At 74.3% G+C, this 23,948-nt stretch carries 21 protein-coding genes; 13 read left to right on the top strand and 8 right to left on the bottom strand.

The window, feature by feature from the left end:
* Positions 1-49: 49 nt before the first annotated feature.
* The gene (locus ACFU6K_RS05440; protein WP_380661027.1) at positions 50-745 is read right to left on the bottom strand and encodes a CHAP domain-containing protein; all 696 of its coding nucleotides are present in this window, start codon (positions 743-745) and stop codon (positions 50-52) included.
* Between the two features lie 227 nt (positions 746-972).
* On the opposite strand from ACFU6K_RS05440, the gene ACFU6K_RS05435 reads away from it, so the two are divergent.
* The 5 genes from ACFU6K_RS05435 to ACFU6K_RS05415 all read left to right on the top strand — a co-directional run bounded on the left by ACFU6K_RS05435 (position 973) and on the right by ACFU6K_RS05415 (position 8,056).
* Complete coding sequence (locus ACFU6K_RS05435; protein WP_380661026.1) at positions 973-1,884, top strand: helix-turn-helix domain-containing protein; 912 nt, start codon at positions 973-975, stop codon at positions 1,882-1,884.
* A 296-nt stretch (positions 1,885-2,180) separates the two neighbouring features.
* Positions 2,181-2,657 carry a hypothetical protein gene (locus ACFU6K_RS05430; protein ID WP_380661025.1) on the top strand — a complete coding sequence of 159 codons (477 nt, stop codon included), beginning with the start codon at positions 2,181-2,183 and terminating at the stop codon, positions 2,655-2,657.
* Positions 2,657-4,867 (top strand): hypothetical protein, encoded by a 2,211-nt coding sequence (locus ACFU6K_RS05425; RefSeq protein WP_380661024.1) that lies wholly within the window; start codon positions 2,657-2,659, stop codon positions 4,865-4,867. The genes ACFU6K_RS05430 and ACFU6K_RS05425 overlap by 1 nt, the downstream gene beginning before the upstream one ends.
* Positions 4,864-5,562: a helix-turn-helix domain containing protein gene (locus ACFU6K_RS05420; protein WP_380661023.1), complete on the top strand. Its 699-nt coding sequence runs from the start codon at positions 4,864-4,866 to the stop codon at positions 5,560-5,562. The genes ACFU6K_RS05425 and ACFU6K_RS05420 overlap by 4 nt, the downstream gene beginning before the upstream one ends.
* A 115-nt stretch (positions 5,563-5,677) precedes the next feature.
* Positions 5,678-8,056, top strand: coding sequence for a Helicase associated domain protein (locus ACFU6K_RS05415; protein WP_380661022.1), 2,379 nt, complete (start codon positions 5,678-5,680; stop codon positions 8,054-8,056).
* Positions 8,057-8,170: 114 nt separating this feature from the next.
* Here the strand turns inward: ACFU6K_RS05415 and ACFU6K_RS05410 are convergent, their stop codons facing one another.
* Genes ACFU6K_RS05410 through ACFU6K_RS05395 form a run of 4 tightly spaced genes read right to left on the bottom strand, consistent with a single transcriptional unit; the run spans position 8,171 to position 14,002 of the window.
* Complete coding sequence (locus ACFU6K_RS05410) at positions 8,171-9,868, bottom strand: ABC transporter family substrate-binding protein (protein ID WP_380661021.1); 1,698 nt, start codon at positions 9,866-9,868, stop codon at positions 8,171-8,173.
* A 51-nt stretch (positions 9,869-9,919) separates the two neighbouring features.
* Positions 9,920-12,061, bottom strand: a complete 2,142-nt coding sequence (locus tag ACFU6K_RS05405) for a dipeptide ABC transporter ATP-binding protein (protein WP_380661020.1) — start codon at positions 12,059-12,061, stop codon at positions 9,920-9,922.
* The gene (locus ACFU6K_RS05400) at positions 12,058-13,017 is read right to left on the bottom strand and encodes an ABC transporter permease (protein WP_380661019.1); all 960 of its coding nucleotides are present in this window, start codon (positions 13,015-13,017) and stop codon (positions 12,058-12,060) included. The genes ACFU6K_RS05405 and ACFU6K_RS05400 overlap by 4 nt, the downstream gene beginning before the upstream one ends.
* 1 nt (position 13,018) lies before the next feature.
* Positions 13,019-14,002: an ABC transporter permease gene (locus tag ACFU6K_RS05395; protein WP_049649271.1), complete on the bottom strand. Its 984-nt coding sequence runs from the start codon at positions 14,000-14,002 to the stop codon at positions 13,019-13,021.
* Between the two features lie 360 nt (positions 14,003-14,362).
* Between ACFU6K_RS05395 and ACFU6K_RS05390 the strand changes: the two genes are divergently transcribed.
* The 4 genes from ACFU6K_RS05390 to ACFU6K_RS05375 all read left to right on the top strand — a co-directional run bounded on the left by ACFU6K_RS05390 (position 14,363) and on the right by ACFU6K_RS05375 (position 17,296).
* The gene (locus ACFU6K_RS05390) at positions 14,363-15,517 is read left to right on the top strand and encodes a DUF6183 family protein (protein ID WP_380661018.1); all 1,155 of its coding nucleotides are present in this window, start codon (positions 14,363-14,365) and stop codon (positions 15,515-15,517) included.
* Positions 15,518-15,722: 205 nt separating this feature from the next.
* Positions 15,723-16,010, top strand: a complete 288-nt coding sequence (locus tag ACFU6K_RS05385) for a hypothetical protein (protein ID WP_380661017.1) — start codon at positions 15,723-15,725, stop codon at positions 16,008-16,010.
* Positions 16,007-16,495: a protease inhibitor I42 family protein gene (locus ACFU6K_RS05380; RefSeq protein WP_380661016.1), complete on the top strand. Its 489-nt coding sequence runs from the start codon at positions 16,007-16,009 to the stop codon at positions 16,493-16,495. Before ACFU6K_RS05385 ends, ACFU6K_RS05380 begins: the two co-directional genes overlap by 4 nt.
* A gap of 366 nt (positions 16,496-16,861) precedes the next feature.
* A complete protein-coding gene (locus ACFU6K_RS05375; protein WP_380661015.1) occupies positions 16,862-17,296 on the top strand; it encodes a hypothetical protein in 435 nt (144 codons plus the stop codon).
* Positions 17,297-17,552: 256 nt separating this feature from the next.
* On the opposite strand, the gene ACFU6K_RS05370 is transcribed toward ACFU6K_RS05375, so the two are convergent.
* From ACFU6K_RS05370 to bla, 3 genes are all read right to left on the bottom strand, one after another.
* Positions 17,553-18,158 carry an Imm1 family immunity protein gene (locus tag ACFU6K_RS05370; RefSeq protein WP_380661014.1) on the bottom strand — a complete coding sequence of 202 codons (606 nt, stop codon included), beginning with the start codon at positions 18,156-18,158 and terminating at the stop codon, positions 17,553-17,555.
* Positions 18,155-19,294: an MBL fold metallo-hydrolase gene (locus ACFU6K_RS05365; protein WP_380661013.1), complete on the bottom strand. Its 1,140-nt coding sequence runs from the start codon at positions 19,292-19,294 to the stop codon at positions 18,155-18,157. Before ACFU6K_RS05365 ends, ACFU6K_RS05370 begins: the two co-directional genes overlap by 4 nt.
* An 81-nt stretch (positions 19,295-19,375) precedes the next feature.
* Positions 19,376-20,350, bottom strand: a complete 975-nt coding sequence (gene bla / locus ACFU6K_RS05360; RefSeq protein WP_380661012.1) for a class A beta-lactamase — start codon at positions 20,348-20,350, stop codon at positions 19,376-19,378.
* Positions 20,351-20,516: 166 nt separating this feature from the next.
* Between bla and ACFU6K_RS05355 the strand changes: the two genes are divergently transcribed.
* From ACFU6K_RS05355 to ACFU6K_RS05340, 4 genes are all read left to right on the top strand, one after another.
* Entirely contained in the window at positions 20,517-21,467 is a 951-nt protein-coding gene (locus ACFU6K_RS05355; RefSeq protein WP_380661011.1) for a LysR family transcriptional regulator, read from the top strand.
* Positions 21,468-21,583: 116 nt separating this feature from the next.
* Positions 21,584-22,447 (top strand): serine hydrolase, encoded by an 864-nt coding sequence (locus tag ACFU6K_RS05350; protein ID WP_380661028.1) that lies wholly within the window; start codon positions 21,584-21,586, stop codon positions 22,445-22,447.
* Between the two features lie 335 nt (positions 22,448-22,782).
* Positions 22,783-23,292, top strand: a complete 510-nt coding sequence (locus tag ACFU6K_RS05345) for a hypothetical protein (RefSeq protein ID WP_380661009.1) — start codon at positions 22,783-22,785, stop codon at positions 23,290-23,292.
* A gap of 211 nt (positions 23,293-23,503) precedes the next feature.
* On the top strand, positions 23,504-23,851 hold the full coding sequence (locus ACFU6K_RS05340) for a hypothetical protein (RefSeq protein WP_380661008.1): 348 nt from the start codon (positions 23,504-23,506) through the stop codon (positions 23,849-23,851).
* Positions 23,852-23,948: the final 97 nt, after the last annotated feature.

The following is a 23,948-nucleotide window of genomic DNA, read 5'->3' as shown; positions in this document are numbered from 1 at the left end:
CCTCCGTGGGGTGGAGGGGCGGCCCCGGGCCGGGGCGCGGAGGTGGGGATCAGGCGCCGGGCGGGGTCACGTAGCCGGAGATCTTCCAGTTCTTGACGCCGCCCTTGGCGGTGCGCGGGTCGATGTGGCGGTGGGTCACCTTGTTGCTGACGTTGCCCTCGACGGTGTCCAGGGTGCCGTCACGGTTCACCGAGACCACCACGCCCACGTGGCCGCCCTGCTCGTAGGCCGGCGGGCCGTAGACGACGAGGTCGCCGGGCTTCGGCGAGCCGGTGTGGAACAGGTGGTGCTCCTGCCCCCACTTGCCGACCCCGCGCCCGAGCAGGGTGGTCGGGACGCTCTTCACCCCGGCGTGCCGCCAGGTCCACTCGGCGAACGCCGCGCACCAGGAGGTGTTGCGGCAGGTCTGGCCCTTTCCGGTGAGGTACTTCTGGCAGGCCGAGTCGCTCTCGGTGACCCCGATCTGACCGCGCGCCGCCGCCGCGATCCGGTCCCGCAGGGTGGCTGCCGCCGGCGCCGCGGCACCCTCGCGCAGGGCGTCGGCGTCGGCCGTGGTCCCGCCGGTGACGGTGGCGCCGCTGTCGGCGGTGGCGGTGGAGCCGGCGGCGGGCGGGGTCGCCGGGAGGGCGAGCGCGTCCGCAGCGCCGGTCCCGGTGAGCGCGGCCGCCGCCAGCACGGCGAGGGCGACGGCGCGGCCCGTGCGCTGCTTGAGGGTGGGGAGCGTGAGGTGACGGGTCGGGTACATCGGTGACTCCTTCGAGTGCATCCCGTGCCCCGGGGCGGCATGCGAATGCCCGGGTACGGGAGGGGGTGGGATTCGCCGGGGGTCTCACCGGCTGGTCGTCAGCGTTGCACGGCCGGGCCGCCGACTCCTACGCTGCGCGATCGGATGGTTACTCATTCGTATGCGGTCGGGTATGCGTGCGCTCCGAGCTGCGGATATGCACGGGCCGAAGGAGAGGGAGCGGACGGATGCCGGACAGGGGAGTCACCGGGCCGGAGGCGCAGGGCGTCGGGGCCGGGCCGTCGGCGCGGGTGGAGCTGGCGCGGACGCTGCGCGAGTGGCGGGCCCGTGCGGGGGAACTGCCGCAGAAGACGGTGGCCCGGCGGCTCAACATCGCCCAGACCACCGTCTCCCGCTACGAGAGCCCGGACGGCCGGCACCCGGCGCCGGAGGCGGCAGTCCGCGCGCTCTGGTCCTGTTACCGGCTGGCGGAGGAGGACCTCGACCAGGCGCTCGCCCTGCGCGCGCGGGTGGACGAGGAGCTGCGGGCGGGGGCGGCATCCGCCGAAGTGGCGGCCCCGGTGGCGGCGGTCGCGGTGGCGGCAGGAGAGGCCGTGGGTGGGGCGGTGGTGGTCGCCGGGGCCGGGGAGCCGTCGGCGGCCCCGGCGGCGGGCCGGAGCCGGCACCGGGTCGCCTGGGTGGCGGGGGCGACGGCGGCCCTGGCCGGGGTGGTCGTGGGCGGGCTGCTGGTCCACCGCCTGCTCGCCCCGACGGCGACGACCGGCGGGGCGGACGAGGCCCGCCCGCTCCCGCCCGCCGCCGCGCCTCCTGCCGCCTTCCCGACCACCGACTTCGACATCATCTACGGAAACACCTCCACGAAGGGCACCCTGACCTGGTACAACCGCTCGGTCGGCCTGAGCGGGCAAGGCAAGTCCGAGGACTCGGCCGGCTGTCGGGGCACCACGGCGACGAGCTACTCCGCCTCCGGCAGCGAACTGGGCAGCATCCACACCGGCATCGTCTGCGGCGCAAGCGAGAACTACAACGTCGCAATCCCTGCGGACGTTGCCGGCGGTGCCTCCACCGTCAGGATCTGCCTCGATGACGGCGCCACCCCGCCCGCCATGCTCAAGTGCCAGGATTCCAGGCGCCCCTGAGAACCGGCCGCGGACGCCGGGTGCGCCGCTCTGCCGGCTCAACGGCGAGACGGTCAGCGGCGAGACCGTTCCGGGCCCCCGCTTCCCGCGCTTCCACGATCTCGTCACCGCCTGGCGCGAGTCGGCGAAGTAGCACGGCAACCAGGCCCGCGGGGGCCGCGGTGCAGTCTCGTCAGGCCGCTGCGCCGCCACGCCCCCGCCCCCGCCGGACCTGCCCGGTCGCCCGCTGCCGGAAAGCGCCGCGGCGCTACCCTGTGTGGAGTTAGCCAACACCATGGGACTATGAGGGGGTTCACATGAGACTCGTCCTGGACGGCGTGTCCGAGGACCTGGCGCGTGAGCTCTTCGCGCTGCTGGGCAGGCACGGGGCGGCGCCGGTGCTCCAGGACGCGCAGTGGACCGTCACCAGGGCCGCGCAACTCCTGCGGGACCTGCCGGCCACCGCCGTGCAGATCATCCGCCTCGCCGCCGAGGGCGAGGGCTGGGTCGCCTCCGACCACCTGCGCGGCCCCGACGGGTCGGAGTCCCTGCGCGGTCGGTCCGGTGCGATCACCAAGGCCGTCAACCGGGGTGCCGCCAAGAAGCGCTGGCCCGTCGGGATGCCGCTGCCCGTCGAGGCCCAGTACGACCCCGAGAACCCCTCCTACCAGCGCACGACGGGCTACGTGATGAACGAGGACCTGGTCCCCGTCTTCAAGGCCGCCCTGACCCGCATCGACCGGGAGACGGCGGAGCTCGCCGCCGCGACCGTCACCGCGGAAGGCGGCGCCTGATGGACCGCAAGACGTACACCGCCGAGCTCGCCGGTCTGCGCGAGCTGCGCGCCGGGATCACGGCCGCCGAGAAGCAGGTCGCGGCCGCGCAGAAGGAGTTGGACAGGCTCGCCGCCCAACGTTCGCGACGGGTGGCCGGGCTGGCGGGGTACGAGGGCGCGAAGGCCGACGCCGTCGCGAAGGCCGCGGGCCTGTCGGTCGGCGACGTCGTGCGGATCGCCCCGCTGCTGGACCCGACCCCGGCCGCCGTCCGTGCCGCCGCGCCCGCCCCGGTGCCCGTCGCGGAAGTGGCGGAAGTGGCAGAACCGGCGCCGGTTGCCGAGCCACCCGTCGCCGTCGCCCCGGCGCTGACCCGCCCGGCCGCCGTGGTCGAGCAGCCCACCCCCTCGCCCGTAGCCACCCCGACCACCGGGACCGAACCAGCAGCCAGGGAGACAGAACCCGGCGTACAGGCCGACCCGTTCCCTGCGACCGCGTCGGTCCCGGGCACCGCCGAGCAGGCCGTGCCCGCCGGTCCGCGCGAGCTGCCCACCCTCCCCGAGGGCCCGGCGGGCGCGCGGTTCGAGGCCGTGACGACCGGCCTGCTTTCCAAGCGCCCGAACTTCACGCAGCAGGCCCGCTCCACGGTGTTCCTGGACGCGGCGACCGGTGTGCTGGCCGTACGCGACCAGACCGTGCGCCTCGACCTCGGCGCCCGCACCCCCGGGGAGATCCTGGACGCCGTCCTGGCGACCGCGCCCGGCACCGAGCGCGTCTACATCACCGCCGGCGCCCCCTGGCACGACGGCGCCGAGCGCTACTCCACCCTCAAGGACGCCGTCGCCGCCTGGCTGAACACCCCGTCAGAGCGATGGACCACCGCCGTCGGCTCCGGCCGCGACAAGCTCGCCGGCCACTTCGTCCACCAGCGCCAGCCCGTCGGCCGCTACGCCCCCACCGCGGCCCCGGACAGCGGCACCACCGAGATCCGCTCCATGGGGGAGTGGTTCGACCCGGACGGCGCCGACGTCGTCACCTGCCGCCAGGCGTTCACCCTGCTGTGGCAGGCGCTGCGCCGCCACTGGGACGACGCGGTCCTGATGGGCTCGCCGTCGCAGACCGGCCGGGACCTGTGGTCGCGCACCGTCCCGACCACCGGCAAGTGGGCCGGCGGCTACCCGGTCCTGTCCGAAGAACTGCGCGGCCTGCTGCACGCGACCGGCGGCCAGGGCCGCACCGAGCTGATCCTGCCCCCGCGCGTCCCGGAGCAACTGCCCGCCCTGGTCGAGTACGACCGCACCTTCGCCTACGCCAAGCACCTGTGGAAGTCCCCGGTGGGCACCCCGCGCCGCGTCACCGCCGCCGCGTTCGCCGCGATGACGCAGGCCGAGCAGACCAAGGCCCTGATGTCCTGCTCGCACTGGAACGTCAAGGTGACCGTCCCGCAGGGCTGGAACCACGTCGGCCTGCTGCCCGCCCCGGTCACCGGCGACCGCGCGTGGGTCTACCCCTCGGCGCCGGGCGAGACCTTCACCACCTGGGCGGGCGGCGCCGAGGTCCACCTCGCCCTGTCCAACCACCTCGCACCGTGGCGGATCGAGGTCCTCGGCGGCCTCCTCTGGGAGGACGGCAAGCCGCTCGACGAGTGGGGCAAGCGCCTCAAGTCGGCCTGGGCGGACCTGACCAACCTCTCCCGCATGCACGGCGACGAGCGCCAGCGCACCGCCGCCTACCTCGCCTCCCGCGCCGTCCGCGCGGTGCTGCTGTTCGGCCTCGGCGGCTTCGCCCAGCGCCCGCGCCTGGTCTCCGGCACCACCCCCATCGGCGAGACCCTCCCCGCCGGGGTCGAGATCCTCGGCCAGGACGACCAGGTGGTGACCTGGCAGCGGCAGGCCGGCTTCTCCCGCGACCCGTACGCTCACCCCGAGTGGGCCGCCTACGTGTGGTCCGGGGCGCGGGCGGCGCTGCTGGACATGAAGTACCGCCAGGGCAAGGAGGTCATCGGCCACGCCGGCGCCCTGCACGCGAAGCCCGGCACCGTCGTCTACTTCGGCACCGACGGCATCGCCCTGACCGAGCGCCAGCCCTGGCCCTACCGCGGCGAGGTGGGCGACTACCTCCTCAAGGGCCACCTCACCGGCCCCATCGAGCACCCCACCAGCCAGGAGCAGTACCTGAAACTGCGCGGCCTGGGCCGCGCCGAACTCGCCGCACAGGAGACCGACCAGTGAGCCCGGCCGACCCGAACCGGCCCAACGAGGCCGCGCGGCTGACCCAGCAGCTCATCGACCACGGCTACACCAAGCGCCAGGTCGCCGGGATGCTCGGCCGCGACGCCTCCCTCGTCTCCCAGTTCTTCACCAAGGGCAAGGGCGCGAGCATGGTGGGAGCGCTGCGCCAGCTGGTCCGGGCGGTGCGCGGCGGCGAGCGCGACGAGGAGACGCTGTCCGGGATCGCGGAGGCGAACACCAGCCGCCGCCGCACCAGGACCGGACAGAAGGCCCGGGTCCGGGGCAAGGACACGGTCGGCGAGGCCGGCGGGTCGATGGCCGGCCGGGCCGGGAGACAGGCCATCAGGTCCGGCGCCGGCCACCTCGCACCCGTGGTGCACGAGACGGGCCGGGCCGGCGGCCGCCTCGCCTTCACCGTCCGGATGAAGGCCGACCAGTACGTCTACAGCGCCGGCTCGGAGCAGGACTCCGGCGGCATCCGGCGCGGGTTCGTCCCCCGCGCGGACGGCACCGAGGAGCGCACCTACGGCTCCGCCGGCACCGGAGGCTTCGACGCCGCCGAGTGGTCCCGGCGCGTCGCCGACCACCACGGCGACGTCACCGAGGCCATGAAGGCCTGGCTGGTGGAGACCGGCCGCGCCGTCGCCGACGCCGACATCCAGTACCTCGAAGTCCGCGGCTGGATCCCCGGGTAGCGGCTCTCGCGTCCGGACGTCCCCGGGAGCCTGCCCGCTTCGCACCACCCGGGCCGCCGCCCAGCCACCCCGCACCACCCGGCACCACCCGGCCCACGAAGGAGACACCCGCGCAGTGGAGAGCACCACCGCCACCGCAGAGCAGGACACGCCGGCCGGGCCGCGCGTCCAGGCCGGCCCGCGCGCCCAGGCCGGACCGCCGTTCCCGGCGCGGCCGGTCGGCACGGCGGTGAACCCGCTGCCGCTGCACCGGTTCCAGAAGGACGCGGTGGCCGCCGCCGTGCGCGAGGTGAAGGACGGCGGCCGCGCGACGGTCGTCGCGGCGACCGGCTCCGGGAAGACGCTGATCGCCGCCGGCTGCGCCCGGCGCCTGGCGGCGAGGGGCCGGGTGCTGGTGCTGGTGCCGACGATCGAGCTGCTGGAGCAGACCGCCGAGGCCTGGTCCCTGCGGGGCGGACGCCGCGGGCTGGCGGTGGCGGCGTGTTCGCGGGAGGAGGCGCTGGAGAGCGCGGAGGCCGGCGGCCGCGTCCACGCCCGGGTGACCACCCAGGCCGCCCGGATCACCGACCTCGTCGCCGGCGCCCCCGACGACCAGCCGGTCACCGTGTACGCGACCTACGCCTCGCTGGAGCGGATCGTCCAGGCCCACCGCGAATTCGGCCTGGCCGCCTGGGACCTGGTCGTCATCGACGAGGCCCACCGCACGGCCGGCGCCGGGAGCAAGGCGTGGGCCGCCGTCCACGACGACGCCCAGGTCCCCGCCCGCAGGCGCCTCTACTTCACCGCGACCCCGCGCATCGCCGACGACCGGCGCGCGAAGGACGGCCTGGCCGACCTCGCCGACGCCGACGCCGACGCCGACAACGAGCGCGCGGAGAAACCGCCCGCGCTCTGCTCCATGGACGACGAGAGCATCTACGGCAGGACCGTCTTCACCTGGACCCTCGGCCAGGGCATCGAGCACGGCTACCTCGCCGACTACCGCGTCCTGGTCCCCGTCGTCACCGACGAGGACCTGCGCGAACTGCTCCGCCTCCCCGCCGTCGCCGACCTGCGCACCCAGCGCTCCAACGAGGAACTGCTGCGCCTGGCCCTGCAGATCGCCGTGCTGCGCGCCGTCGCCGACCTCGACCTGCGCCGCGTCATCACGTTCCACTCCCGGGTCGGCGCGGCGCGGGAGTTCGCGAACACCCTGCCGGACGCCTCCCGGCTGCTGGAGGACGCGGAACGCCCGGAGCGGATCTGGGCGAAGGCGGTGGCCGGCACCGACCGCCTCAAGGACCGCCGAGCCGCGTTCGCCGGGTTCAAGGCCCACACCGGCGAGGACGGCGAGGAGTGCGGCATCCTCTGCAACAGCCGGCTGCTGACCGAAGGGATCGACGTCGCCGCGGTGGACGCCGTCTGCTTCGCCGACCCCAAGAGCTCGGTCATCGACATCGTCCAGGCCGTCGGCCGCGCCCTGCGCCAGTCCTACCGACAGGGCAAGATCTCGTGGATCGTCATCCCGGTCTACCTGCCGACGCCGCAGGCCGGCGACGACACCGCCACCGCGCACCCGGCCGAGGTCCACGACGCCGGCGAGGCCGTGAAGGCGGAGGCCGACGCCGAGATCGAGGCGTCCGGCTTCCGTACGATCTGGCGGGTCCTGCGGGCGCTGGCGGCGCATGACGCCCGGGTGGTCGGCCGGATCACCGAGCTGCGCGCCCACCGCTCGCAGCCCGCCGCGCACACCACCGCGGCCAAGCCGGCCGAGGGCGATCAGCAGCCGGCCCCGGTCGAGCCGCCGGCCGAGTGGCTCAAGATCGACGCCCGCCGGCACGCCGCGCGCATCCTCCGGACCGTCAAGCTGCGCGCGTTCAACCCGCGCGCGGTCGAGTGGCAGCGGATGCACGCCGTCGCCGCCGGGTTCCACACCGGGCACGGCCACCTCGACCCCGCCGACAGGACGACGCACGCCGAGCTGATCTCCTGGCTCGCCCGCCAACGCCACCTCCACGGCCAGGGTCTGCTCGACCCTGCCCGCGTCAGCGAGCTGGACGCGCTCGGCATGATCTGGTCGAAGCACGCCAACGCCTGGGAACGCGGCGCCGCGTACGCCGCCGCGTTCCACGGCCGGCACGGGCACCTGGCGATCCCGGCGACCGCGAAGCTGGACGACTACGCGGTGGGCGCGTGGATGCGCCGCCAGCGCAAGGCCGACACCCTCGACCCCGGCCAGGCCGCGAAGCTGGACGCGCTGGACGAGCTGTGGCGCCTGGAGCCGGACTGGAACCGCTCCTACCGCCGCCTGCTCGCCTACCTCGCCGCCGGCGGGACCCTCGACGGCCCGGTGAACCGCACCGGCGGCGAGGCCGACCCGGCCTTCCGGCCCGGCACCTGGCTGCGCAAGCAGGCGGCGGCCCGCACCGACGGGAAACTGACCGACCGTCAGGTCTCGCTCCTGGACGCCCTCCACCGGCACGCCGGGACCGTCGCCCGCGACCGGATCGGGTGATGCTCCGCCGAAGGGCGGCCCGCGGAGCCGCCCTTCGACCAACACGCGTCCGACGTGCGCCGCGAGTCCCCCGACGGTGCGGAGAGCCGACCGTCCCGGGCGCCGGCGGTGCTGCTACTTCTGCCAGCCGATGGTCTCGGGCAGCGGGCTGTAGAAGATGGTGGCACCGACGTTGGCGAGGCCCTTGCGGATGCCGTAGGTGGAGGGGCCGCTGTAGAGCGGCAGCAGGGAGTACTGCTGGAGGGCCTTCTGCTCGATCTCGTTGACGGCCGCGATCTGCTGGCCGAGGTCGGCGATCTCCCCGGTGGCGCGGATCTCCTTGTCCAGTTCGGGGGTGCCGGATCCGGTGATGTTGGAGTCGCGGTCGGAGCAGTAGAAGTCGCACAGGTACCGGGCGCCGAAGGGGTCCGTCGAGCGGTTGCCGGAGATGAACAGGTCGAAGCGGCGGTCGCTGAGGACCTTGGAGAAGTCGTTCTCGGAGACCTTGTTGACGTCCACCTTCACGCCGACGGCCTTGAGCATCGCGGTGAACGCACTGGCGGTGGCCTTCTCGATGGGGCCGTCGCCGAGCAGGGTGTAGCCGATCGCGAGCTGCTGGCCGTCCTTGGCGCGGATGCCGTCGGCCCCGGGCTTCCAGCCGGCCGCGTCCAGGGTCCTGCGCGCCTCCTCCGGGTCGTACTTCAGCACGGAGGCGACGTTGTCGCGGTAGCCCTGCTGGAAGCTGTAGAGCACCGCCGAGCCGGGCAGCGGCTCGGTGTAGTCGAGGCCCTGGAACCGGATCTTCGCTATCTGGGCGCGGTCGATGCTCTCCTGCACGGCCTTGCGGACCTGGACGTCGCCGAGCAGCGGGGACTTGGTGTTGAGGTACAGCGCGTACTCGAAGGGGCTGCCGCCGCTGCGGATCTCGGCGTCCTTGACCGTCTTCACCTGCTTGAGGTTCTCCGCCGTCCCGACGGGGGCGTAGTCGAGTTCGCCGTTCTTGAAGGCGTTGATCGAGGCGGCGCTCTCCAGGTTGACGTAGACGCGCTTGTCGAGCTTGCCGGGCCGGCCCCACCAGGCGGGGTTGCGCACGAAGGTGATGTTGCCGGAGTGGTCGTCCCAGGTGCCCACGGTGTACGGCCCGGTGCCCCATTCGGGGTGGGCGGTCTTGACGTACGCCTTGTTGAAGTTGTCGACGGTGGCGGCCTGGGGGTGCAGGAAGGTGGTGAACAGCGCGGACCAGGAGGCGTTGACGCCCTTGAAGGCGATGACCGCCTGCTTGTCGTCCGCGCCCCGGGTGACGGAGGTGATGCGGTCGTAGCCGTCGGTGGAGGAGGCCGCGTACTCCTTGTCCGAGCCGTTGTTGGCCTTCCAGGTGGCCTCGATGGCCCGCCAGTCGATCGGGGTGCCGTCGTTGAACACGGCCTTGGGGTTGAGGGTGATGACGACCTTCTGGTCGCCGCCCTCGACGGAGACCTTCACGTCGCTGTAGTAGTCCGGGTTGTACTGGACCTCGCCGGTGGGGGAGTAGGTGATGGCGTCGGCGTTGTACCAGGACCAGACCCGCAGCGCGTTCAGGGTGCCGTTGACGTTGAACGGGTTGCCCTGCTCGTCGAAGGTCCCCGCGGAGGTGTAGGTGCCGCCGTCCTTGATGTTCTCGTACGGCTGGGGGTTGTAGTCGGTGACCGAGGACGCGACCTTGGCGGCGTTCCTGGCGTCCTGCCCGGGGGAGGCGCCGGCGGAGCCGCCGGAGGGGGACGAGGAGGAGCAGGCGGTGGCGGCGACCGAGACGGCCGCGGCGAGCGCGAGGGGCAGGGCGAGCTTCCGGCGCATTGGGGTGTCCTTGGTGGGAATCGGTGGGACGGGGAAGAGCGGGGGCGGGGGTCAGACCGCGTGGCAGGCGTACCGGTGGTCGGAGCCGTCCGGGGCGCCGACGGTCGCCGGCCGCTCGGTGCGGCAGCGCGCCCGTACGGCCTCGTCGGCCTCCCGGTGGAGCGGGCAGCGGTCGACGAACACGCAGCCCTGCGGCAGCCGGGCGGCGCTGGGCTGCTCGCCCGCGAGGACGATGCGCTCGCGGTGGCGCTCGCGCTCCGGGTCGGGGACCGGGACGGCCGACAGCAGGGCCCGGGTGTACGGGTGCCGGGGCCGGGCGAAGATCTCCTCGGTGGCGCCGGACTCGACGACGTGCCCGAGGTACATCACCGCGACGCGGTCGGAGAAGTAGCGCACCACGGCCAGGTCGTGCGCCACCACGAGGTAGGCCAGGCCCAGTTCGCGCTTCAGCCGGGCGAGCAGGTTGATGATCTCGGCCTGCACGGAGACGTCCAGGGCGGACAGCGGCTCGTCCAGGACCAGCAGCCTCGGCTCGCGGGCCAGGGCGCGGGCGATGCCGACGCGCTGGCGCTGGCCGCCGGACAGGGCGGCGGGGAAGCGGTCGCCCATGGCGCGGTCCAGGCCCACCAGGTCCAGGAGTTCGGTGACCCGGGAGCGGACGGCCGCCCGGTCGGCGCCGGCGGCCTGGAGAGGTTCGGCCAGCAGGTCGAAGACGGTCAGCCGGGGGTCCAGGGCGTCCGTCGGGTCCTGGAGGACGATCTGGACGTGGCGCCGCAGCTCGCGCACCTCGGCCGCCGAGCGCAGCGTGGCGACGTTGGTGCCGGCCACCTCGACGCGGCCGCCCTCGGGGGCGCGCAGCCGCAGCACCTCGCGCAGCGTGGTGGTCTTGCCGCTGCCGGACTCCCCGACCAGGGCCAGGGTTTCGCCCGCGCGCAGTTCGAAGCCGACACGGCTGACCGCGTGCAGGGTCCCCACCCGGCGCTTGAGCAGGGCGCCCTTGGTGACGGGGAACGTCTTGACCAGGTCCTCGACGCGCAGGACCACCTCGCCGGCGCCCGCCTCGGCGGGGCCGGCCGCCGGCACGGGCGGGGCCGCCCCGACCGGGTCGAGGCTCCCGTCGGCGATCTCCCGGGCGCGGTGGCAGGCAGCCCGGCCGGGCGGCCCGGCCGGTGCGCCCGGATCAGGTGTGCTCGAGTCAGGTGTGCTCAAGTCCGTTGGGGTCAGGTCCGGTTCGGTGGTCCGGCACACGTCCAGGGCCACCGTGCAGCGGGGTGCGAAGGGGCAGCCGCCGGGCAGGGCGACCAGGGACGGCGGCTCCCCGCCGACCGGGACCAGGGGCCGTGGGACGCCGCTGTCCACGGTCGGGACACTGGCCAGCAGGCGGGCGGTGTAGGGCATCGTGGGACGGCGGAAGAGCTCGTCGACGCCCGCGTGCTCGACGATCCGCCCGGCGTACATGACGGCGACGTCGTCGGCGTGGCCGGCCACCACGCCCAGGTCGTGGGTGATCAGGACGAGGCCGGCGCCGGTCTCGCGCTGGGCCAGGCGCAGCACGTCGAGGATCTGCGCCTGGACGGTGACGTCGAGCGCCGTGGTGGGCTCGTCGGCGACGAGCACCGAGGGCCTGTTGGCGATGGCCAGGGCGATGACGACGCGTTGGCGCATGCCGCCGGAGAACTCGTGCGGGAAGGACTTGGCGCGTTCGCGCGGGTCGGGGATGCCGACCAGGTCGAGCAGTTCCACCGCCTGCTCCCAGGCGTCCTTCCGGGACAGCTCCCGGTGCACGCGCAGGGCCTCGGAGAGCAGTCGGCCGACGCTGAAGATGGGCGTGAGCGCGGACATCGGGTCCTGGAAGACCATGCCGATGTCCTTGCCGCGCACCCGGGAGAGCTCCGTGTCGTCCATCCCGGCCAGGTCGCGGCCGCCCAGCAGGATCCGGCCGCCGATCCGCGCGGTGGGCGGCAGCAGGCCCATGACGGCCAGGGCGGTGGCGGACTTGCCGGAGCCGGACTCGCCGACGATGCCCAGGGTGCGCCCGGGCAGCAGGTCGAAGTCGACGCCGCGTACGGCCTCCACCGGCCCGGCCTCGGAGGGGAAGGAGACGCGCAGGCCGCGGACGGACAGGACGGGTGCGGGCCCGGCGGGGCCGGCGGGGTTGGTGGACCCGGTGCGGGGGGCGGGTGCGAGGGTCATCGTCGGCCTCCTGCCGCGCCGGTGGTGGACGTGGGGTCGAGGGCGTCGCGCAGGCCGTCGCCGACGAAGGTCATCGAGACGGTGAGCAGCACGGTCAGCCCGGCGGGGAAGGCGAAGAGCCAGGGGGCGCTGGTGATGGTGCCCGCGCCGTCGGCGAGCATCGTGCCCAGCGACACGTCGGGGGTCTGGACGCCGAAGCCGAGGAAGGACAGGGCGGTCTCGCTGAGCACGGTGGAGACCACGCCCAGGGTGAGGTTGACGATGAGCAGGGAGCCCAGGTTGGGGATGATGTGGCGCAGCACGATGCGCAGGGGGCGCACGCCCATGTACTCCGCGGCGCGCACGTAGTCGCGCTCGCGCAGGGACGTCGACACCGACCAGACCACGCGGGCGGTGGACATCCAGCCGAACACCGTCAGGACGAGGATGAGGACCCGCCAGTCGCCCGCCAGCCGGTGCGAGACCAGGGCGAGGACGAGGAAGGACGGCACGACCAGCAGGAAGTGGATCAGGGCGAGGGTCGCCTTCTCCACCCGGCCCCCGACGTAGGCGGCGCCCGCGCCCACGACCGCGGCGAGGGCGACGGTCAGCAGGGAGACGGTCACCGCGATCACCAGCGAGCGCTGGAGGCCGTGCACGGCGGCGGCGTAGACGTCGTTGCCGCCCTGGTTGGTGCCGAACCAGTGCTCGGCGCTCGGGGCCTGGGTCAGGGCGGAGAAGTCGGTGTCCGCGTAGCCGTACGGGGTGAACAGGCCGCCGAGCGCGCTGAACAGCACGAGCAGCAGGAAGATCACCACGCCGGCGACGGCGGTCCGGTTGCGCAGGAAGCGCCGCAGGTAGAGACGGCGCCGGCCCAGGTAGCGGCCGTCGTGCCCGGCGGCCGGCGGGTCGGTGTGCAGCGGATCGGCGGCCGCGTCGGGACCCACAGGGGTCACAGGGGTCACAGGGGTACTCATCTCAGCTCACCCGCACTCTCGGGTCGAGGAGGACGGTGGCGATGTCCGCGAGGATCGCGCCGACCGCGGTCAGGGCGGCGGCGAACGCGGCGGTCGCCACGGTGCCGTGCACGTCGTTCTTGCTGATGGTCTGGATGAAGTACTGGCCCATGCCGTTCCAGCCGAAGATCGTCTCCGTGAGGACCGCGCCGGTGAACACCGCCGGGATGCCGAAGGCCACGGACTGGGCGGTGGGGATCAGCGCGGTGCGCAGGGCGTGCCGGCGGATCGCCTGGGCGCGGGTGAGCCCGGTGGCCCGGGCGGTGCGCACGAAGTCGGAGCCGATGACGTCCAGCAGCAGCGAGCGCTGGGTGAGGTGGTAGCCCACGTACCCCGTCAGGGTCAGGGTGAGCGTCGGCAGCACCAGGTGCAGCAGCCGGTCGCCGACCGTCGCCCAGAACCCCTCCACGCCGGGCGAGTTCTCGCCCGCGACGTACAGGAAGTGCCAACCCGCCTGCTCGTTCAGCCGGATGGCCAGCAGCACCAGCGCGAGGGCGGCGATGGACACCGGGACGTTGAACAGCGCCATGGACAGGGCCTGGGCGGCCCGGTCCCGCCAGCCGTACTGGCGCGAGGCGGTGTGCACCGCGAGCGCGACACCGACGACGACCGACAGGACCGTCGCACCGGTCACCAGCTCGGCGCTGACCAGGGAGCGGTAGCCGATCTCCCCGTTCACCCGCACCCCGACCGGGGAGCGGCCCCAGTCGAAGCGCAGGACCACCCCGGTCAGCCAGTCCCACCAGCGGTGGAGCAGCGGCTCGTGCGGGTCCAGGTTGTAGGGGGCCAGGGCCCGGGAGATCTGCTCCTCGGTGCGGACCGGGCGCAGCTCCTTGAAGTTCGACCGCGGGTCGAGGAACCAACTGGCCAGGAAATAGGTGGCGTTGGTGGCCACGGCGATCACCAGGAACCAGCCCGCCGCCCTGCGGGTCACGTACCGGAGCACGGACGCCACCTCCCCACCGGATGCGACGGGTACGGCCGGGGAGCGCCGGGTCTGGGGGAGTTGGGCATGCGGGTGGAACTTCCTCGATCCAAGGGGTGGTTGCACGACCGTGCAGAGGCCAGTCTGTGTGCGAGCGACACCCGGCACCAGGGATCAGGGCATGTGGACACGAACACGAAACGCCCCCGCAGCACACGGATGCGTCCACGTCACATTCCGTCGAATCCGCAGGTCGCAGGGGCCGCGGCGGCCGCCGGGCCGCGTCGTCGCCGAGCTTCGGCGGGCGTCGGCGGGCGTCGGCGGGCGTCGGCGGGCGTGCCACCGGCGGCGGACCACCCGGCGCCGGGAAACAATCACGCCATGGACATGGACATCACCCGCACGGTGGACGCCCTGTGCGAGGCCGATGACGCGGACGTCTCCGTACTGCGCGCCGTGGTCGAATCGCGGGTCGCCACCGGCGAGTTCGACTGGGCCGGCGGCCTCGCGGCGGAACTCGCCGCCCGCACCGCCGCCGGCCGGGACCGCACGGGGCACTGCGCCGCGGCCCTGTACTGGACGCTGAACGCCCTGGCCGCCCACCCGGGCCCGCAGAGCCTGCGCGCCCTGGTACGGGTGCTGGACTCGCCGCACCCGGGCGTCTCCCCGCGCTACCTGGCCGCGGTCGTCGCCCACGGGCACCGCATCGAGGACATCGCCGACGAGGTCTTCGACCGGGCACCCGAGGCCGCGAACGCGCACGAGTTCGCGGCGTGCCTGCTCCACGAGACGGTGCTCGTCTCGGACGCGGTCAACGGCTACCCCGCGCTGCGCGCCTTCTCCGACACCCTCCAGGCCGAGGGCCACCCGCTCGCCGTACTGCCGCTGGCCCTGCTGCCCGAGGAGCACGGGCTGCGGCGCCCCGCGGGGGCCGCCGACGACTGGACCTGGACGGTCCCGGCCGTGTGGCCGGAGCCGGGCGACGCGCTGGAGACCACGCCGGCCATGCGGCAGCGGACGGCCGCGGCCGACCCGACCGAGACCGGCGTGCCCGCGACGGCGCGGGCCATGGGCGCGGCCGTCGCCCACTGGCTCGCCCAGTCCAACGGCAAGCTCGCCGCCCAGGAGTTCTGGCTACCCGACCCGGTCGCCCCCGAGGACGTCCCGGCCCTCCTCGCGCTCCTCCCGCTCACCCCCTGGCCGCCCGGCCAAACCCCGGCCCGGCTCCACCCGTCCGACCCCGACCTCGCCCTACGGACCCTGCTCACCGCCGCCCTGCGCGCACCGGCCTACGGCCACGGCACCTACGGCGCCTACGGCCGACTCGCCGCCTGGCGCTCCCTGGCCGCCCTGACCGGCACCCCCGCAGACGCACCGATCACCCGGATCGCCGACCGCGTACGGCAGACGACCTGGTTCCGCCTCGGCACCGCGTCCACCCCCTGGTTCCACAACGTCGCCTGGGACCTCGCCCTCGCCGCCCTGCACCCCGACGGCCAGACCCTCGCGGTCCTGGCCGCCACCGACACCGACTGACCACACGCCACCCCGGCCGACAGCCCCGCAGCCGCAACCTGCCCTCCCCCGGCCGAGTTCGGGGATTCACCGGACGAACGTCGGCGCCGGCAGCGGCGGCACCGCCCTCGACCAGGCCCTGCGACCCGACGTCCACCGGCGTGCCGCCGGCTGACGTTATGCTGTTCGACGCTCTGCGGAGCGTGTCGAACAACATGGGGGGAATATGGGCAGCGACGGCGCGGTGGCCGCCGCGATCACCGTCGACCGGCTCGGCACGCTGCCACGGGCCCTGGCCTTCCTCGGCGAGACCGTCCGCGCCGGTGGCACCCGCTTCGCGGCCGCCCTGCCCGAACCGCTGCCCGGACCGGCCGCCGCCGCGGCCCGCGGCTGGCTGGAAGCAGCCGCCATGGTCGTCCGGGACCCCACAGGGGACCAACTGGTCGCCCGCTGGCTCGATGCCGTCGCCGCCGTCCTGGCGCTGCGCGTCACCCACCGGGAAGCGACCCCGTGAAGCGCAGGTGGCGCCTCGTCCTGCTGCTGGTCGTCGCGGCGCTGGCCGTCCCGGCCACCATGCGCGCGGTGACCGTCCACCGGAAGACCACCGGCAGACTCGACCACGGCACCGTATTCACCCAGACCTCGGGACAGATCACCGTCAAGCCCGGCGAGTTGTTCTCCGTGGAGGTGCCCGCCTACCGGTTGGCAGGCGACGTCTGGAGCATGGCCGCTCCAGCCCCCGACCCGGCCGTCGCGAAGGCCGCCGGTGACGAGTACGTCCACAACTTCGACGTCAGGGACCTGTACGACTTCGGCGAAATCGGAAACACCGGCTCGGGCGGCCGCTACTACTTCACCTTCCGCGCCGAGAACCCCGGCCGCACCACCATCGCCGTGCACATCGCCTACCGCGACGAGCTCGGTGGGGACTGGCCCGGAGGGCCGGACCAGATCAAGCGCCAGTTCACCGTCGACGTCCGCTCCGACGCCCCCCGCTGAACCCCCGTTCTGAGGAGGCCGGTCGGCCCGCCCGAACAGCAGAGGCGGGTGGGCCGACCAGGGTGCTGCCATGCGCAGGTGTCGAGCACCTGGACCGGCGCCGCCCCGAGGTGCTGGCGGTGCACCGCCTGGCTGCCGTGGGCGGGTTGCCCACCGTAGCCACGGCCTGCGGGTCCGTGAAAGGCGTTTTCGGCCTGCCGGCGGGCAGGCCCGCCCTCCCTGGCGGGCATGCCGAGCGCTCGACGAGGGCCCGTACGCGCTTCCGACATCCCACCCCACCGCCGACAGGTCACCGGCGGCCCGGATAGCGCCACCCCCGCCGGGGCATAGCCCGAACCGGACCCACCAGGGAAGGAGACCAGCACGGTGTCGTGGCGGGATGCGGTACAGCCGGCGTTGAGGGTGATGCTGCGGGGGGAGGCCTACCCGGATCCCTACCTGGAGCTGCTGCGCGTCGGGGTGGAGCACCGGGACGTCGCCGAGGCCGTCGTCGTGACGTTGGCGGTGGACGGGGCGCTCGTCACAGGGACCGTGATCCCGGCCGAGGCGTGGGAGAACCTGTACGTCCGTCAGGTGGGGGAGGCCGACCACTACGGGATGCGGAAGGTCGTGCGGGAGGTGCTTGGGCACCTGGACCAGGCCGCCGAGGACGGGCGTCGCCGCCGGTCGTCCGACCCGCGCTTCCTGCACCTGAAGGACGTCACCGTCCGCTCCGGCCGCACCGCCCGGAGGCTACCGGCCTGGCGCGGGCCGCTCGCGGCGGTCAGCGGTTGGAGCCTGGGCGAGCCGGACGAGCTCTGACGGTACGTCGCCCGCACGGCAGGCAGGGGAAGAACACCGTGCCGGGCACTGTAGGGCGCAGGCCGTCGGCCCCGACGCCGACCGCCCGCGCTCCGGCCGACCGTCTTGCTGGCCTTCGGTCACCTGCCGCTCCGGCAGTTTCGCTGCCGTTGTCCCCTGGCGCGCCTGCCCCGACGCGCCCTCATGGGGACTGCCGGGCCCCGCGCCTGAAGCACGAGGGCCTGGCCACATCGGTCTTGAGCAAGTCGGACGAGGCCTAACCGGCCGAACTCCCGTTGTTGTCGTCAGCCCCGTGAGGCGTCGACGGCCTGAGAGTGTCGGCGAAACTCCTGAAGGCGGCCAGCCAAGCCGAGTCATCCTCCACGGGGCCCTCTTCCGGTTCGTCGTCGTGGCGTACGCCGTTCAATTCGCCGGTGACCCAGGTGATGCACTCCGGTCGTTCTCCGAAGGGAGACCTGCAGAACTCGAGGATGGCTTCCCGGATCTGTTCGACCGGGAGTGCGCTGCGCGGCGAGTGGAAGCGCGGAAAGCAGGGGTCGGACACTAGGACCGGATCGAAGCCCGGAGGGTCGGGGTTGTCCGAGATCCACGAGAAGTCGTAGATCCCTCCCCTGCGCGAGCTGTTCCCGTCCACGCCCCAGACGAGCGCGCCGTATCCGTTCTCCGGATTGACCGAGACGGACAAGTTGCTGTCGGCCACCTGCCTGCCTTCTTCCAGTAAGGCGAAACGGGCTATGGCCCAGGGGGCCGAGTTCGGTGAAATGCTTGGTGTGAGCGCCTGGTCGACGGCCTCTTCGACCTCGCGCGGACTTCCGGGGACGGCCTTGCCCCCACGGGCGTAGACGACGAGCTCCATCTTCATGCTCGAATTCTGCAACAGGCGTGCGGCGCTGCCGCGGTTCGGGCTCCGCCCGCCCCGGGTCCTGCCTCCCTCTTCTCCGCCGCCCCCGCCTCATCCGCGGCCTCCGCGTCGGCGATGCGGCCGCGCACCATCGCGTCCATCACCGCCATGTACCGCTGCGTGCGGGGGCCGCCGAGGAGGAAGGGGTTCGCGGCGCCGGGCGGTTGGTGCCGCAGTTGTTCGGCTCGTTCGAGGCCGTGGTCGTTCGGGTGGTTGGAGAGCTCGACCTCCACGTTCGTCCGGCGCATGACGGCTCGGAAGGAGTGGACGGAGGCGAGGAGGGTGCGCAGTTCCGCCACCGTCGAGGGCGGGTTGAGGCCGCCCCACAGCATCGCGCTGTGGTACCGGCCGCCCGCCCGGACCGGGATGACCGGGGACACGGTGCCGGGGGTGTGGCCCGGGGTGTGGTGCAGCTCGATCGTCGTGCCGCCGAGGGTGAGCTGCGCCCCGTCCGCGATGTCGAGGTCGCGGACGGGGGCGTCGGCGGGACGGGTGCGGGCGAGGAGGTCCCAGTCGGCCGGGGACATGTGCACGCGGGCGCCGTAGCGGTCGGCGAGGGTCTGCGCGCCGCCGAAGTGGTCCGCGTGGCCGTGGGTCACGACGACGTGCCGGATCGCCGCCGGGTCGGCGCCGACCGCCCGCAGCCCGGGGACGATGACGCCCTCGGCGTCGGCGGGTGAGGTGAGCGCGTCGATCAGCACGATGCCGTCGTCCGTCAGCACCGCCATCGCCGAGACCCGGCCCGCACTCAGCAGTACGAGGTTGTCGAACAGCTTGACGGGCGCGGGCGCGGGCAGCGGGGGAAGGACGGAGCCGGGGGTCAGAGCCGTCACCAGGGCCCGCAGCACGGGGTCGTCGGCGGCGAGGCGGCGGGCGCGGTCGTAGTGCGCGCGGGCCGCGGACGGCGCCTTCGCCGAGGAGGGAGCCTTCGCCGAGGAGGGAGCCTTCGCCGAAGAGCGGGCCGCGGCCGAGGCCGTGCCCGGAACGGCGGCCGGCGCGGCCCCGGCCCCGGTGCCGAGGCCGAGGACGGCGAGCTGGGCGAGACGGCGCCGGGTGAAGTCGGCGTCCGTGGCGGTCCGGCGGGTGGGTCGGATCATCGCGGTCGGGGCTCCTGGTCGGTCGGGAAGGGACGCCCCTTCGGAAAGGGGCGCCCCTTGGAGGGCACGCTCCTGCGGACGTCAGCCGAGGGTGCTGACGACGGTCTTCGTCGCCTGGGCGATCAGGGCGTCGTCGGAGGTGGCGCCCGCCTTGCCGCGGTCGGACAGGACGACGATCACGATCGGGGCGCGCCCGCCCGGCGGCCACGCCACGGCGACGTCGTTGCGGGTGCCGTAGCCCGCGTTGCCGGTCTTGTCGCCGATCCGCCAGTCGGCGGGCACCCCCGCGCGGATGTACGGGCCGCCGGTCGTGTTGCCGACCAGCCAGTCCGTCAGCAGCCCGCGCCGGCCCTCCGCGAGGACGTCGCCGAGCACGTAGCGGCGCAGGTCGGCGGCGAGGACGCGCGGCGTGCTGGTGTCGCGGGTGTCGCCCGGGGTCGCCTCGTTGAGGGTGGGTTCGGTGCGGTCGACGCTGGTGGTCGAGTCGCCCAGGTCGCGCAGGGACTGCTGGACGGCCGCCGGGCCCCCGAGTTCGGCGAAGACGAGGTTGGCCGCGGTGTTGTCGCTGTACTGGATGGCGGCGGCGGCCAGGTCGCGCAGCTTCATGCCGGTCGCCACGTGCTGCGAGGTGATCGGCGCCCACTCCAGCACGTCCTCCTGGCGGTAGGGGACGACCTTGTCCAGGTCCGCGTCGGACGCCTTGCGCAGCAGGGCCCCGGCGGCGAGCGACTTGATCGTGGACGCGAACGCGAACCGCTCGTCGGCCCGGTGGATGACCTCCCGGCCGCTGCCGGTGTCCACCGCGTACACGCCGAGCCGGGCGCCGAACCGCTGCTCGAGTTCCGCGAAGGCCGCGTCCACCGCATCGGCCGAGGCCGCCCCCGCGCCCGCGCCCGCCGTCGTCGCGGTCACAGTCGCGCCGGAGGCTCCCGCGCCGGAGGCCGCCGCCGTCGAGGCGCTACCCGACGGGCCGCACCCGCCGACCAGCGCGGCCACGAGCAGGGCCAGCGCGGGCAGCGCGGTACGGGTGCGGGTACGGCGGAGGTCGAGCGTCATCAGTGGTCTCCCCAGGTGGTTCGTGTCATCACGGTCGCGCCCTCGCGGTGGTGGTCCACACCGCCGCGATCCGCGCGATCACGCTCAGCTAAACAGGCCGCGGACCTCCCAGTCCAAGACCGCAATCGTGAAGTGAGCGATAAGAAAACACCTATGATTGCTGCCCATGGACCTGCTGGGGCACCTCCGCCACTTCCGCGCCGTCGCCGAGGAACGGCACTTCGGCCGCGCCGCCGAGCGCCTGCGGATCGCCCAGCCCTCGCTCTCCCAGCGGATCCAGCGCCTCGAACGCGAACTCGGCGTGACCCTGTTCGACCGCGGCCCGCGCGGTGTCGACCTCACCCCGGCGGGCCGGCTGCTGCTCGCCGAGGCCGAGGAGACGCTGGACAGCGCCGCCCGCCTCCTCGCCACCGCCGCCGACCTGCGCAGCGGACGGGCCGGCACCCTGCGCGCGGCCGTCCCGCCCGAACTCGGGCCGGCCGCCCTCGCCGCGCTGCTCACCGGCTTCGAGAGCGCCTCCCCGGGCACCCGGCTCGAACTGCGGGAACTGCCGGTCGCGGCCGTGGTGCGCGAACTCGCCCAGCACACCGTCGACGTCGCCGTCGTCCGCCACCCATGCCCGGCCGACGGACTGGCCTTCGGCCCCGTCCTGCACCAGCCGCTCGGCGCCCTGCTCGCCGCCGGCGGCCCGCACGCCGACCGCCCGGAACTCGCGGTGGCCGACCTGACCGGCCTGCGCCTGGTCCTCTTCCCACGCGCCACCGCCCCGGCCCTGTACGACGAGATCCTCACCACCCTGACCAGGCACGGCTGCACCCCCGAGGCCGTCCTCGACCCACCGGGACCGGACGTCGCCGGCGCGCTCGTGCTCACCGGCAGCGCCATCGCCCTGGTGCCGCGCACCACACCCCCACCGGGTACAGTCTGGCGTCCGCTCACCGGCACCCCGCTGGCCTGGCGGACCTCCACGGCCTGGCCGACCGGGCGGGGCGGGCCCGCCGTCCGGCTGTTCGCCCAGGCCGCCCACGAGGCGCTGACCGGACCCGGCGGCCTGCTGCCCCAGCCGCCCCACCGCCCCCCGCTCTACCCCCGGCCCGCAATGGAGTTCCCGCTGTGACCAGCGACCGCACCACAGCCGACCGCACCACAGCCGACCACCCTGCCGCCGACCGGACCAAGGCCGAGCACCCGGCCGCCGACCGGACCCCGCACGGCCGCGCCGCGCGCACCCGCATCGCCGCGGCCTTCGCCGACGCCAGCGTCACCGGCCGGCTCCACGCACGCGACCTCGACACCGGCGCCGAGATCGGCCTCGGCGCCGACACCGCCGTCTCCACCGCCAGCGTCCACAAGCTCTGCCTGCTCGTGACGCTGTACCGCGAGGCCGCCGCCGGACGCATCGACCTCACCCGGCAGGTCGACGTCCCCGCCACCGGCCGCACCCCCGGGTCCACCGGCCTCGGCGCCATGCTCGACGACGCCCGCCTGTCCCTGCGCGACCTCGCCTACCTCACCGCCGCCGTCAGCGACAACACCGCCGCCGACACCCTCTGGGACCAGATCGGCCTCGACACCGTCAACCGCACCATGACCGACCTCGGCCTCACCCGCACCGTCGCCGTCCACAAACTCCGCGACCTCATCGCCGCCCTCGCCGAGGACACCGGCCCCGACTCCCCGGTCGACCCCGCCGTCGTCGCCCGCCTCAGAGTCCTCGACCCCGCCTTCACCAACCACAGCACCCCCCGCGACATGACCACCCTGCTCGCCGCTCTCTGGCACGGCGACGCCTGCCCCGGCGACCACGGCGCCGCCCTGCGACGCCTCCTCGGCCTCCAGGTCTGGCCCCACCGCCTGGCCTCCGGCTTCCCCTACGACGACGTCCGCGTCCACGGCAAGACCGGCACCCTCCCCACGCTGCGCCACGAGGTCGGCGTCGTCGAATACCCCGACGGCGGCCGCTACGCCCTCGCCGTCTTCACCCGCGCCGCCGCCACCACCATCACCCTGCCCGCCGCCGACGCCGCCATCGGCACCACCGCCCGCCTCGCCGTCGACGCCCTCCGGGCCCAGGCGGCAGCCGGCCGGGCGCGCTGACCGGGGCCCCACGACGGCAGCGCCGGGAGGAAGGCGCGGCGCCCGGCCCGCGCAGCCACCAGCGTCCGCCGCGCCTCCTTCGCCGACGGGGCCACGCCGGGCCCCACGGGGGCACCGGTCGCGCTCCCGAACCCGGTCCAGGGCCAGGCGCGTCCGCGCGACGGCCCGCCCCCCTTGCCCCCGGGGTGGTCGCGTCAGGGGAGCGGCTTCGCCGCAGGCCGTCAAGCCGGTCGACCCGCTACCACGCGTACCGGGGAAAATCCGCCCCTTCACCAGCCACGCACCGCGCCGGAGCGCTACGTTGACGGCCGCCGACCATGGGGAGAACCGCTGACATGACCATCGACAAGGCCGCCCTCGACAGCGCGATGAAGGCGGTCGTCGCCGCCGCGCACGCCGACGACCAGGCCGGGCTGTACCAGGCCGTGATGCCGCCGGCGGGCACGGACACGCCCCCGGCCGAGGTCACCGCCTGGTTCGGGACGCTCCTCATCCACCTGGCGCTCTCCGCCGCGCTCACCTCGGAGCTGGAGCGCGGCTGTCCCCGGGAGGCCGTCTCGGGGTGGATCGGGGAGGTGCTGGGCCCGCCGCCCACCCCGGCGCTGCTGCGCGCCGCGGATCCCGGCCGCATCGACCATGCCGCAGCGGTGAGCGCCGCGGCGGACTACTCCCGGTGCCACGAGTACGCCGTCGACCTGGTCCGGCTGGGCCTGGCCGAGCCGAACGAGGCACCGGACGAGCGGGGCGTCGACGCCCACTGCGCGGCGACGAACGACAGCAGGACGCGGATCACCGTGATCGCGATGCTCGGCCGCCTCGCCCCCGTCCCCGACGGGCGGGCCTGACGCTGCCGGCCGGCGTCCCCCACGGGGTTTCGCGGGCCCCAAAAAAAAATCCAGGCCCACCTGCAACCTCCGCGCCCCCCGCACGTCTGATGAGTGAGCGCCCGGAAACCGGAACCGGCCGCCGACGCATCACTCAGTCACCAGGTGTACTTCGTGCTGCCCGGACGCGGCCTCGCCCGCGTGCCGGAGCGGAAATCCAGGGGGAATTCGCATGCGCAAGAACAACCGTGTCCTGAACCAGGCCCGTCGCCTCGCCCCGGCGGTCGCGCTCACCGCGGCACTGGTCGCGGGCGGCGCCGCGACGGCCGCCCCGGCCTTCGCCGCCACCGGCTCCCACCCCGTCTCCGGCATCGGCGTCTTCGGCAACGTCGCGCCGAGCGAGGGGTCACCGACCGCGAGCGGGGCTGCCGGCGGCGTCTCCGGTGTCGGCATCTTCGGCAACGTCGCGCCGGGCAAGGAGCCGCCCACCGCGAACGGGGCTGCCGGCGGCGTCTCCGGTGTCGGCATCTTCGGCAACGACATCGAGCCGAGCGAGGGGTCACACACCGCGAACCGGTGAGCAACCCGGACGGACGGCCGGTCGGCGCCGTTCCAGCGGCCTTCGCCCCGGCCCGGCGCCGTCGCCTGGTCGACCGTCCTTCCGTTCACGGCCCGTC

The organism is Kitasatospora sp. NPDC057512 (assembly GCF_042802135.1).
Taxonomy (GTDB): domain Bacteria; phylum Actinomycetota; class Actinomycetes; order Streptomycetales; family Streptomycetaceae; genus Kitasatospora.
The sequence above is the reverse complement of the archived record's forward strand: the minus strand, read 5'-3'. Positions and strand labels throughout refer to the sequence as shown.

Coding starts and splice junctions, on each gene's coding strand:
- ACFU6K_RS05440 (WP_380661027.1), bottom strand. CDS start 745: ATGTACCCGACCCGTCACCTCACGCTCCCCACCCTCAAGCAGCGCACG.
- ACFU6K_RS05435 (WP_380661026.1), top strand. CDS start 973: ATGCCGGACAGGGGAGTCACCGGGCCGGAGGCGCAGGGCGTCGGGGCC.
- ACFU6K_RS05430 (WP_380661025.1), top strand. CDS start 2,181: ATGAGACTCGTCCTGGACGGCGTGTCCGAGGACCTGGCGCGTGAGCTC.
- ACFU6K_RS05425 (WP_380661024.1), top strand. CDS start 2,657: ATGGACCGCAAGACGTACACCGCCGAGCTCGCCGGTCTGCGCGAGCTG.
- ACFU6K_RS05410 (WP_380661021.1), bottom strand. CDS start 9,868: ATGCGCCGGAAGCTCGCCCTGCCCCTCGCGCTCGCCGCGGCCGTCTCG.
- ACFU6K_RS05405 (WP_380661020.1), bottom strand. CDS start 12,061: ATGACCCTCGCACCCGCCCCCCGCACCGGGTCCACCAACCCCGCCGGC.
- ACFU6K_RS05400 (WP_380661019.1), bottom strand. CDS start 13,017: ATGAGTACCCCTGTGACCCCTGTGACCCCTGTGGGTCCCGACGCGGCC.
- ACFU6K_RS05390 (WP_380661018.1), top strand. CDS start 14,363: ATGGACATGGACATCACCCGCACGGTGGACGCCCTGTGCGAGGCCGAT.
- ACFU6K_RS05385 (WP_380661017.1), top strand. CDS start 15,723: ATGGGCAGCGACGGCGCGGTGGCCGCCGCGATCACCGTCGACCGGCTC.
- ACFU6K_RS05370 (WP_380661014.1), bottom strand. CDS start 18,158: ATGAAGATGGAGCTCGTCGTCTACGCCCGTGGGGGCAAGGCCGTCCCC.
- ACFU6K_RS05365 (WP_380661013.1), bottom strand. CDS start 19,294: ATGATCCGACCCACCCGCCGGACCGCCACGGACGCCGACTTCACCCGG.
- bla (WP_380661012.1), bottom strand. CDS start 20,350: ATGACGCTCGACCTCCGCCGTACCCGCACCCGTACCGCGCTGCCCGCG.
- ACFU6K_RS05355 (WP_380661011.1), top strand. CDS start 20,517: ATGGACCTGCTGGGGCACCTCCGCCACTTCCGCGCCGTCGCCGAGGAA.
- ACFU6K_RS05345 (WP_380661009.1), top strand. CDS start 22,783: ATGACCATCGACAAGGCCGCCCTCGACAGCGCGATGAAGGCGGTCGTC.
- ACFU6K_RS05340 (WP_380661008.1), top strand. CDS start 23,504: ATGCGCAAGAACAACCGTGTCCTGAACCAGGCCCGTCGCCTCGCCCCG.